Source organism: Pedobacter jamesrossensis, from assembly GCF_042650905.1.
GTDB lineage: Bacteria > Bacteroidota > Bacteroidia > Sphingobacteriales > Sphingobacteriaceae > Pedobacter > Pedobacter jamesrossensis.
The window spans coordinates 1-11,646 of sequence record NZ_JBHSBY010000094.1; the positions used below are offsets into that span (position 1 = coordinate 1).

Annotated in this window: 10 protein-coding genes; 7 read left to right on the forward strand and 3 right to left on the reverse strand. The window is 37.5% G+C overall.

Annotated elements, in window-relative coordinates:
- The 3 genes from ACFOUY_RS09860 to ACFOUY_RS09870 all read right to left on the reverse strand — a co-directional run.
- On the reverse strand, nucleotides 1-2,500 hold a 2,500-nt coding region (locus tag ACFOUY_RS09860), incomplete at its 3' end, for a cadherin-like domain-containing protein (protein ID WP_378960345.1).
- Between the two features lie 142 nt (nucleotides 2,501-2,642).
- Entirely contained in the window at nucleotides 2,643-3,722 is a 1,080-nt protein-coding gene (locus ACFOUY_RS09865) for a helix-turn-helix domain-containing protein (protein WP_378960346.1), read from the reverse strand.
- A gap of 3 nt (nucleotides 3,723-3,725) precedes the next feature.
- The gene (locus ACFOUY_RS09870; RefSeq protein ID WP_378960347.1) at nucleotides 3,726-4,724 is read right to left on the reverse strand and encodes a helix-turn-helix domain-containing protein; all 999 of its coding nucleotides are present in this window, start codon (nucleotides 4,722-4,724) and stop codon (nucleotides 3,726-3,728) included.
- Between the two features lie 520 nt (nucleotides 4,725-5,244).
- Here ACFOUY_RS09870 and ACFOUY_RS09875 point away from each other — a divergent pair.
- The 7 genes from ACFOUY_RS09875 (at nucleotide 5,245) to ACFOUY_RS09905 (ending at nucleotide 11,347) form a co-directional block, all read left to right on the forward strand.
- Nucleotides 5,245-6,093 carry a helix-turn-helix domain-containing protein gene (locus ACFOUY_RS09875; RefSeq protein ID WP_378960348.1) on the forward strand — a complete coding sequence of 283 codons (849 nt, stop codon included), beginning with the start codon at nucleotides 5,245-5,247 and terminating at the stop codon, nucleotides 6,091-6,093.
- Nucleotides 6,094-6,149: 56 nt separating this feature from the next.
- Nucleotides 6,150-7,556 (forward strand): S41 family peptidase, encoded by a 1,407-nt coding sequence (locus tag ACFOUY_RS09880; RefSeq protein ID WP_378960350.1) that lies wholly within the window; start codon nucleotides 6,150-6,152, stop codon nucleotides 7,554-7,556.
- Nucleotides 7,557-8,014: 458 nt separating this feature from the next.
- Entirely contained in the window at nucleotides 8,015-8,377 is a 363-nt protein-coding gene (locus ACFOUY_RS09885) for a hypothetical protein (protein WP_378960352.1), read from the forward strand.
- Nucleotides 8,368-9,159: an MlaE family ABC transporter permease gene (locus tag ACFOUY_RS09890; protein ID WP_378960353.1), complete on the forward strand. Its 792-nt coding sequence runs from the start codon at nucleotides 8,368-8,370 to the stop codon at nucleotides 9,157-9,159. Before ACFOUY_RS09885 ends, ACFOUY_RS09890 begins: the two co-directional genes overlap by 10 nt.
- Nucleotides 9,160-9,166: 7 nt before the next feature.
- Nucleotides 9,167-9,940 (forward strand): ABC transporter ATP-binding protein, encoded by a 774-nt coding sequence (locus tag ACFOUY_RS09895; RefSeq protein ID WP_378960354.1) that lies wholly within the window; start codon nucleotides 9,167-9,169, stop codon nucleotides 9,938-9,940.
- A gap of 2 nt (nucleotides 9,941-9,942) precedes the next feature.
- On the forward strand, nucleotides 9,943-10,920 hold the full coding sequence (locus ACFOUY_RS09900; RefSeq protein ID WP_378960355.1) for an MlaD family protein: 978 nt from the start codon (nucleotides 9,943-9,945) through the stop codon (nucleotides 10,918-10,920).
- 151 nt (nucleotides 10,921-11,071) lie between these two features.
- Nucleotides 11,072-11,347: a cation:proton antiporter domain-containing protein gene (locus tag ACFOUY_RS09905; RefSeq protein WP_378960357.1), complete on the forward strand. Its 276-nt coding sequence runs from the start codon at nucleotides 11,072-11,074 to the stop codon at nucleotides 11,345-11,347.
- Nucleotides 11,348-11,646: the final 299 nt, after the last annotated feature.

Consider the following 11,646-nt stretch of genomic DNA (forward strand, 5'->3'; position numbering starts at 1 on the left):
TCAGGCTGAATACAGGCGTTCCGCCATCTATATCCGTAACGGTGATTGTACCGTTCTGAGGTGAATCCTCCGGTGTAGTGATTGCTGGTGATACTGCTACCGGAACATCATTTACCGGGGTAACCGTCAGCGTAAGGGTGTTGGTGACCGTACCTCCATTTCCATCGCTTACCGTATAAGTAATCACGGGCACTGCACCATTGAAATCCGCTACCGGAACAAACGTATAGCCGCCGTCGGCATTTATAGTAATTGTTCCTGCGCCTGGAATCAAAAATGCTGTTCCTGCTGAATGGTCTACCCCTGCAATAGTATATTTGCTAACTGACAAAGTATTCAAATCAGCATCTATATCATTCGAAAGAAGACCAGAAGCTGCAGGAACCGTTAAGGTTACATCCTCAGGAGTAGTGCCTAAATCGGGAAGGGATACAGGAGTTGTATTAACTACAAGTACCGCAGAACTGGTTTTAATATTGTTACAACTACCGCCCAGTCCATTGTTTGTACACTCAAATTGTGGATTAGTCGGCGGAACGTTCGCCAAGGTATTTGTCGCATCAGGATCAGTTACATCGTTAGGTCGCATGATCGTTGCAGTAACATTAAGAGCGCTTCCCGCAACAACTGATGGAATTGCCTTAACGGAAACCACATAACTTATCGAGCAGCCATTAGCAAGGGAAAGTTTGGAATTATAAGTGAATTTATCTGCAGAAATAGCATTCTCTACCTCTGCTGCACATGAGGTGGTTGACACTACATTGGTTATCTCATAGCCCGCTGGCACGGTAAAAGAGAACGGAGCTCCCGTTACATCACTTGGCCCGTTATTTCTCGTAACAACCGTATAATTAACAGTTCCGTTGGCGGCGATAGTGCTTGCAGAAGGAGTAATACTGACCACTTCAAGATCGGCTTGTTTCACCTCTACAAGAAGGTTGAGGGTTTCCTCGGTACCAAGGATAAAAGTCCATGTATCCATAGACTTATTATCTCCGAAAGTGCCCGAGGTGGGGCTTGTTACTGTTCCCCACTTATGCCCGTTTGTCGCACTTGAAGTTCCAGCTGGTATGTCAAACTGGCTTGCATTTATAGGGCTTGAGGGAACATCACTGACCGTAATATCTGAATCATCCCAGTAAACAACGTTTGACTGCACGGTTGAGTTGTCTGCAGCCAATAAATCAAGAATCAAACCATTTGGATTAACTTCCATGTCAAAATATGGAAAATGAACTTCTGCTCCCTGAAGCTGCACAGTAAGAGTTGCAGGAATAGAACCTGAAGGTAGAAGTGTCCCCGAACCATCTTTCCCATCCCATACCACGGAATTTGAGCCTGACAGTGCATTTCCGCTTAATGTTCTGGTTGGGAAATACAGCGGATCTCCAACAGGCCTGGTACTGATAATTTTAATGGCGTATCTGCCGGCTAAGTTCGCATCAAAAATCACATTGCCACCTTTGTTGCTCACCTGCCCTATTGTTCCGTCAATACCGACAATATTCAGGTTGCTAACCTCTGGATTTAACCTTGCGTTTTTCAACCAAGTGGTTCCCCCAGGAACTGCACCAGAAGAAAGTGCTGGCAAATCAGATGCCGGGAGCGTGTAAAACATCTTATGAGTGATGGAAGATTGGGTATCGGAATTTCTAGGATCCTGAATCTGAGAGGCAATGCCTGTAGTCGTATTGACACTTTTGTACTTGGGCTGATCAGTAGCATCTACCAGTCCTTTGTTATTGACAAAGAAAGTAAAACTGATTCCATTATTACCGTTGTTGTTGGTTCTATATACGAAGCCATCTTTAGTCAGCACATACATGATTCCGTAAAAATTCCTATTTGCTGGGAAGGCCGAACCCGCATTTATATCTAGGGTAAGAATATTTGCATAAACCCGCCCTGGTATGAGTGCACCAGTTGAAGTATTATTCGAAAATATGGAAACATCCCAGGCTGATAGCAGCGCACTACCTGCACCATTATTTACCCAGTTATCTGTTGCGGCAATATCCGCCCTTCCTGTTGTATTATTTGCTGCTGCTCCACCTCCTGCAATGAATTCGATTTTATATAATCCAGCCCCACCCGAAGGTACCGCATAGTATACTGGCGTATAAAAGTTTCCGCCTACAATACCAGGCTGACGAGGTCCTGCAAGTTCAGCGGTTCTGTTTGATATTAGTCCGTTTGCTGAACCCGTAAAATTTGTAATCGTTCCATCGGGAGCCGTCATTCTTATGGCCGCACTTCCAAGACCCATTTCGCTGCTGGCCATGGTGATAAGTTCACCTTCTTTAGCATAAGCAAAGTGTGCGTTAAGTCCTGGAAAAGGATAGGAAGCCGAGGAAACCGTACTCGAGCGGAGTTTAGCTCTCCCACCATTTGCCGTTGAAGGATAAAGATTTTTAGAGCCGTCTGCAAAAACTTGCGTACTGACTAAGATGCCGAGAACAATAAAGACTGTTTTCAGGCGTTTGTAATAATGGGACATAGATGCGTTTTTCAATTCTAACGCAAAATTAGTTTTGCATAGAAATTTCGTGTAACAATCTGTTGGGCTACTCTTCATCCCAAAGAATTGTTACATCCGCTTATTGTTACTTATTCCCCTTTATTAGCCCAAGGAATGACATTTAACTGGATTGATGGGCTTTAAATTGTGTAGGCGTCATTCCTGTGACAACTTTAAATTGTCTGTTGAATGATATTCTGGAATTAAAACCAGACTGTCTAGCTAAAGATTCGACTGATAGCAGGGCATCGGTTCTAATTAATTCACATGCAAATTCTACTCTTGCCTGATTTACAAAATCATAAAAGGTTGTCCCCATATTAAGGTTTAGAATTTGGGATAGATGATGGGGAGATATGAAGAGAAGTTTTGCCAGCTTTTCAATTGAGAGGTCAGGATCGAGAAAGATTTGATTTTCAGACATTAAATTTTCCAAGCGCTTCACGTAACTAGTTTGATAGTCATCTTTTAGAAGTGATTTCGAATATTTAGGTTTTTGCGGCTCTGAGAGAGGAATTGTAACTGAAGACATTAGGATCTCACGCTGGATTTTTTCCCTTTTTTGAAGATAATAAAAAACAGTAATCAAATGAACCAAAAAGCAGGTATACATCAGGAATCTGACTGTTGTTCCAGGGGAAAAATTGGCATCAAATAATGGTTTATTGAAAAGTATTACTGCTGTTAGAAAGGATAAGAAAATTAGAAGGATAATTGAAGAAAGAATAAATAAATATTTGATAAAAAATCTTTTAATGTGATTATTAGAAGAAAAATTCATACCCCATATTGCATAGCCTCCAAATGAAAGGCAGAATGATACACCGTTGATTGTCGTGTAGAAGGTATCAAAAGATTCACTAGACTTAAAAATAGCGAAAATGAAACAGATACCTGAAAAAATAAAGGGAGAAAAATGAATTACTATATTAACAGGATTCAGTTTATTTTCTGCAAGTACACGAAGAGCTAAATATAGCAACGGACCATAGATTAAAGGAAAGGGAACCATCTGTTTCACACCGTAGTATTTGGATGTATTCCAGCCTATTATAAAAACATAACTTATATGTACCAGAACAAATAAGTTTTCCCATAAAAGAACTTTCTCAAACAACTCTTTATTTTTACCAACAGCAATAATGCAAATGTTAATTATAGATAATATTATTATCGTATAGAGTAAAAACTGTAGAATCATTCTTTAGATAAGGCTTTTTGAATCGTCTTTAAGAAACTCCTCTGGTGTAAGTCCTGTATAGCGTTTGAAATATTTAAGAAAAGATGTCCGGGAATTAAATCCACATTGGTGAGCAAGAGAATCTATTTTTAACCTAGCTCCATCGGTTCGCAATCTGTTCACCGCATAATTTACCCGGAACTGCGCAACATAAGGATAGAAGCGAGTATCATAATTTCGAAAAATTCTGGAAAAATAGTGTTTAGGAATGTTAAGCGTTTTCGACAATGATTCGATGCTCAGATCAGGGTCGAGATAAATCTCTGTTTCCTGAAAAATTTTTTCTAGGCTTGCCTTATATGCTACTATTTTTTCGTCACCTATTTCTCGCTGTACCTCATTCAATGTCTGAGTTGTGGTTTCAGCAGAAAAAGCTTGTCTGTGTTTTATCTTGAACTTAGCGATAAATATCACGAGTATACCCAAGAGTCCATAAGTCAAAAACCTAAAATCAATACCCATATCAACACTTAAAAACCCCCAGCACGCGTACATCATCACATATAGAAAGGCTATCAAAAAGTAAATCAGCGCTATTATAATCGCAAGCTCAGTTATTCCATCAAGCACAAAGCCCGGTCTTCTTACTAGCCGTAATACCTCAATAGAATAACAAAAAAGTGAGATTGAGATAATGATATAAGAATTTTGATAGTAATAATATAATTCTGAATTCCAGGGATGCTCGAAATGGGTAGTCGCTAATGTGATAGCAAATAGAGTAAGTGTTAAAAAGAACGGTAATAAATGGAATAGAAATCTCCGGTATGTGACCTTCTTACACACAACGATATACAAAAGTGGCCCAAACAAAAGCCATGTTGGACTCCACAAATTATCTCTGGACTTCAATCCTTCAGGTGTTAACTGAAGTTTATAGAAAAAATTAATTAGTGCAAGTAATAATATTAAAGGGAAAATGGCACGTTGACTTTTAACAAAAGCAGATTTATTGTTCTTCATTCGGTACATAACTCATCCAATATGATACCCGTTGAATAACTTTATGGTAGAAATTCACGGAAACAAATCACAGGTGGGATGAGCCTTGATTAGTGAGCGGCTACAAATATATATTTTTGCTTTAAATAAATACTGTTAAATACCAAGAAGTGACCACAACGACTATTTTTGATTCTTTCAAAAGCAGGCATAAGTAAATGTCCAAAAAAACTTCGTAGAGGATATTTTGAATTTATCCATAAAAACGCTTGAAAGAAAATAAGCTGGCGATAAACTCGATAAAAGGACATCACCTTTGGTATTTGATGTTACTAGGGTTCTCGAGCATACTTATCAAGTATTTGATGATGGTTATTCCGCTCTATAGTGGGTTTACCACCATTCCTCTGGATAATTACCAGTATAGATTTTTGATCCAAATCAATTATCGAAAAACGGTATAATGATAATCTAAACTCTACATTTAAAATTAATTTTAATGCATAAATAGTTTACAGTAATTTTAACAAAAGTTGTAACAATGCAGTCAGTTATTATAAAGCCTAAAAATGAAATTCTAAAACGGTATATCCAATATTTTCTATTTTTCAAAAAAGATTCTGATCAAACTCTAAGATATACCACTTTTCCTAATAATAATTTATGTCTCTCTATTTATAAAGAGAATAGCATTGATTACCAGAAAACGCCTGAAAGCAACCAATGCCTCATCTATAAAGGGATGAAAGGTTTTGTAAGCAGGCTCTATGGTTTTCATAACAGACCTTTTGAAGTTGAAATTTATTCTCCGTTAGACCAAATTTGCATCTTGTTCAATCCTTCGTCATTACGAGCGTTCACAAAAAAACCTTACAACTCGTTACTATCATCGGATTCAGTTTTCCAGGAAATATTCGGTCTTAAATCCAATCAAATTATAGATAGTATTTTTGCAGTAGATGATCTAAAACTGAGAGCTGAGATACTTGAAAACGTATTGATGAACGAGCTAAAAAATGAGATATCTCCGAAATTGCAAGAAGCGATTTTTCTAATCTCAGATACCAAAGTAAACTCAATGAGCATAGGGACACTCAAAAATAGACTTAAAATTAGCGAAGTTACTTTGTTTCGATTGTTCACAAATCACTTGGGACAAAACCCTAAATCATATTTGCGAACAATTCGATTTAGGAATGCGCTAACCGATATAACTGATTCAAAACAATCACTCTCAAATATTGCATATACCCACGATTTCTTCGATCAGGCTCATTTTATTAAAGACTTCAAAAATTTTTCGGGAAACACACCGAAGGAATTGATAAAAAGACTTTCTATCCATCAGGACAATTTAGCTTGGATATACAATGAGCGCGCAGCTGAATGATTTTTACAATTTTTAAATATTTTATTTAGTTTCTTTTGTGCTTTAACTGCACAAAAATGAAAAAGACCTTATTATTTCTATTTATCATTGTTATATTATCTCCGTTCTCTTGGGCTCATGCGCAAAACGATTGTGAGAAGGAGTTGCAAAAACTCATAGTGGTAGTTGAAAGTGACTACCCAGGCTTTAGTGAAAAAACAAAGAATAAAATTGCCTATAACTATTTTAAGAAAAATCTGATAAACAAATCGTCAATCTGTAACGCCAATGAGTGTTTAGCGATATTAAAAGAATATCTAACGTTTTTCAGAGATGGTCATCTTTTTATTGTAGATAATTCCTCCTATTTACAAAGGAGTAAGATGGATAAGAAAGAAATCATAAAACCTGGATATAACTGGCATAAAAAAATAATAAATTCAAAGGACTCATTGGAGGGTATATGGAAGAATGAAGACTTTAAAGTTGGCATTATTAAAACTGAAAGTAATTCTTACAAAGCATTGATTATTTCCGCAAGAGATTCTTACTGGAAACCAAATGATATTCTTTTTTCATTGGATACAAATCACCAGGGAAATTATCACAATAACGATACATCATATTTTAAGGATTCCTACACACTTAAAAATCCAAAGACATTATTTTTCAATAAAACAAGGCACTATTTTTTAAAAGATAATGCAAATACCTTAGATACGATCGAAATAAAAAATAGGCTCGATAGGTTGCTAGGCTTATATATAGAAAAACTAACTCCAAAAACTACACTCCTTAAACTTGAAAAATTTGATTATTCCTTCGTTGAAAAAATTGCAAAATTGATAAAAGATAATAGTCAACTTCTTGAAGAATCTGAAAATTTAATTATAGACTTAAGAGGTAACGGTGGTGGAACAACTGATGCCTTTGCCCCACTAATCCCATATATTATGACGGGCAAAACAAGAAGTATGAATGTTGAGCACTTAATAACTGGTTTTTTAATTTCAGGAATTGAAAACTATTCTAAAGGGTTGCCTATTGATGAAGAACATAAATCTCAAAAGTCAGAACTCAAAGAAAAACTAATCTATTACAAAGAGAACTTGGGTAAATTTGTTTTAAACCCAGGTCAAGAAAAAGTAGATGTAAATAATTATGAACCAATTGCGAAAAGTCCCAAAAAAATTGTTTTTCTGGTAGATAAGAAGGTTGGGAGTTCCGCAGAAGCATTACTACTATTGGCGAAACAAAGTCAAAAGGTAAAAGTAATAGGTACACCGACACAGGGTGTATTGGACTATGCAAATGCATATATATCTAACTATTCCTATAACGGGTTTCCATTAATAATACCCACATATAGAAGTTTAAGGTTGCCTGATTACCCAATCGACAATATAGGAATACAGCCAGATATCTATTTGGATAAAACTGTACCGGATTGGATCCGATTTGCAATTGGATACCTAGAAAATTAAAGTCCGTTAAATTTAGGAAGTTCTAAGTAAAATTAAAAAGGTATATTTTATCGATGGAAGAAAGGTTATTTGTAACAACAGAGCTTTGAAGATTCTCAAAAACGGTTGTATTTAGGTAGGTTCATAACATATTATCACAAGTTTTTTGGAGTAAAAAAATACTGATGGTATCGAACTCCTACACTTTCTCTTTCAGCTGTAAATCCTTATAAAGGCATAGTATTATTTTAGAACATCCTTAGTTGTATTTTCATTTCTCAGCCGATATAAATATTTCGCTTCGACCTTATAGGAGTGCTGTAAGGATCAACCGATGCCGGCCAGCACAAGCGGCCACTATTGACACTTAATACATCTTAAAAAACAGTTCAACACCTCTATTTCACAACACTACACTAAAAAAAATCATTCAAAGAAGCCATCGGCAAACAATTATTGAATCTAACTGTATTGTATTAATGAGCGTAAAATTCATAGTACCCTTGTCGATTTTTGGTATTGGCTGCCACAACTCCAATTCCAATAAGGGTTCTAGGGTTGATAAGGTTAAAAAACGGATAACATTATCAAGTTCAGGAATCATCGATTCGACCAGATCAATTCTAAATCAACCAATTGCCTTGAAAAAAAAGCTAAAGGAAGGGAAAATTAGTAATGCCGAATTTAAAAAAACCAATTCAGATCTGATGGCAACCTATCTTGCTTTGTACAATAGTTTATCCCCTGCCGATGCACTCATTATGACTCAATACAAAATACAAAAAGAGAAAGAAGTTTTGAAGAATAGTCTTAAAAACACAAATGCTCCAAGATGGGAATAGATAAAGATAACAGTGGCAATGCCAAAGGTAAACTTGCCAACTGGTTCATTGGACTATATAATGTTTTTGGTTTTATTGGAAGATTCTTCAAAGAAGCTTTTCTTCCGCCTTACGAATTTAAGGAACTCATGCGGCAATGTTATGAGATTGGTTACCGGTCTGCCTTACTGATTTCCACAACTGGTTTTATAACCGGGTTGGTTTTCACCAAGCAGTCCAGACCCTCTCTGTCAGAATTTGGCGCCACATCCTGGTTACCCTCTTTGGTAGGCATAGCTTTACTTCGCACCCTTGCTCCGCTCTTAACCGGGCTTATTGCGGCTGGAAAGGTAGGCTCAAGCATTGGTGCAGAGCTCGGGTCTATGAAAGTTAGCGAACAAATCGATGCAATGGAGGTTAGCGCAACAAATCCTTTTAAATTTCTGGTCGCTACCAGGGTTTTGGCTGCGACCATCACCATGCCTATTCTAACTTTTTATACTGCAATGGTCGGCATGCTTGGCGCACTGCTGAATGTATCTGTAAATGAGGGCACAAGTGCAACAACCTTCTTTCAGAGTGCGCTGGAGAGTATAACTTTTTTAGACATTATCGCATCTACGATAAAGGCGATCTTATTTGGCTTTACCATTGCAATAGTTGGATGCTACCAGGGATATCACTCTTCAAAAGGCACTGAAGGGGTTGGTAAGGCAGCAAATTCTGCGGTCGTTACAGCCATGTTTCTGATTTTTATAGAGGAGGTTGTATGCGTACAAATTTTTAGTCTTTTTAATTCATAATCATACTATGATATCAAAGAGTATAACAAATCCGCAAAGCGAAAAGGTTATTGAAATAAAGGGGTTAAATAAGGCATTTGGAGCTTATCAGGTTTTAGAAAATGCTTCCTTGGATTTATATAAGGGTGAAAATCTTGTCGTTTTAGGGAAAAGCGGAACCGGAAAATCAGTTTTAATCAAAATCATTGTTGGCCTGCTTTCTCCCGATAGCGGAAGTGTTATCGCATTGGGACAAAAAATAGACGAAATTTCTTACCCTGAGCTTTTAAAGCTTCGATTAAGAATTGGATTTTCTTTTCAAAACAGTGCGCTATACGATAGCATGACCGTTCGGGAAAACTTGGAATTCCCTTTGGTTCGCAATGAGCGAAATAAGAGCAAGACTGAGGTGAATGCACTGGTAGAGGAAATGCTGGACGCTGTTGGCCTATCGCAAACCATAAACCAAATGCCTTCGGAGCTCTCAGGAGGACAGCGCAAAAGAATTGGTATTGCCAGGACCTTGATTTTAAAACCTGAAATCATGCTCTATGATGAACCCACTGCAGGCTTAGATCCCATAACTTCAAAAGAGATTAATAAACTCATCAACGATGTTCAGGAACGCTATCACACCAGTGCGATCGTGATCACACATGACCTCACCTGCGCGAAAGAAGTTGGAAACAGAGTGGCGATGTTGGTCGATAGGCGTTTTGACAGACAGGGAAGTTTTGATGAAATTTTTACTACGGGCGACAAACAGGCCCAACCATTTTTTGATTACAATTTTATACAATAAGCATGAACGATAATAGAAAAAAAATTACGGTTGGCATTTTCCTGGCCATTGGAATACTGATATTTGTAGTAGCCATATTCACCTTGGGAAGTCAAAAGAAAACCTTCGTTAAGAGCTTTAACCTAAGCGTGGTATTTAATGATATTCAGGGCTTGAAGAAAGGAAATAACGTCTGGTTCTCGGGTGTAAAGATCGGAACCATAAAAAAGATTGATTTCTATGGAAACTCCCAGGTAAAAGTCCTGCTAAGTATTGAGGAAGATGTCCATAAATACATCCATAAAGACGCAGGGGCCAGCATTGGGGCTGATGGGTTAATAGGAAACAAGATTGTAGTACTAACTGGAGGAACACCAAAATTCCCTTTTGTTGAAGACGGAGATATGCTTAAAGTAAATAACTCGCTCTCAACCGACGATATTATGAAGACTTTGCAGGTGAACAACAAGAACCTGGTTGATGTGACCTCTGATTTCAAGATACTTTCCCGTAATTTAATTGACGGGAAAGGTGCTGCCGGAGCACTTCTAAGCGATGAGCAACTGGCACAAAATTTTAAATCAATGGTATCTAATTTAAATCGAACTTCGCTTGCGAGCTCAAAGGCAGCTATGGAATTAAGTGCCTTCAGCAAAACGGTGAATACCAAAAACGGACTGATGGATAAGCTTCTAACAGACACGGCAGTGTTTTCCAAATTAGAGCGATCAGTTGGAAGCTTACAACAAACCACGCAATCAGCAAGTGTAATGGCCGCAAATCTGGAAGCGGCATCAGGAAAACTTAAAACATCAGACAATGCTGCAGGACTGCTGTTAAATGACGCCGCGACCGCTCAACAGGTAAGAACCATAATGTTAAATCTGGAAAAAAGCAGCAAAAAACTTGACGAAGATTTGGAGGCGTTACAAAGTAACTTCTTACTCCGCGGTTTTTTCAAAAAAAGAGCTAAAGATTCCTTAAAAATGAAAAATAATTAACTATTTAAACTCAAACGCAGGGTACAAACGTTAAGTGAACCAACCAATTCACGTCCTCACTTCCACTAAATCATTAATACTGTAACCAGCAACCATTTATAACAAATTTATTTCCAGCGAAACGGGGGTCATTTACTCTGGTTTATCCAGCATGAGCAGATTTTATCAATCTGCTCGCTTATGGCTCTTAAAAGGCTTTGTCAATGATATACTCATTTCGCTGGAGCCAAGGCTCAGCACTATCATTTCCGGCGAATCGCTATTCAATGATGGAGTTAGCCTTATTCTCTTTGTAATTATACTTGGGATAACGCAAAAGCCTGGGGAGGGTTCATTTGCGGAAATACCAAAAATATTTGCACAGGAAATAGTCGGAGGAATAATCATCGTGCTGATCCTTGGCTTTCTTGGCATATTCATTTTATGAATATAACGATAAATTAGCCAGTTACGTTCTCTTCCAGAGAATCAAAAGGTAGATTATGCTCTTTTTTTAATCCAATGAGTGATAACCTCAACCACCGCTGAAAATTCTAAGGTCAAAAATCAAATCCCCTCTCTTTCGCCCATACGGAGAAAAACCAATGTCTTATCTCATAGAGTCAATCATCAGTTTTTATGGATTTTTCACCTACGACTCTGTTCCTCAATTTCACTATTTCAAACCATAACACGGATAGAAACCCAATCAAGGAACTGATTAAAAGATCACCATAGCGAAGTGGC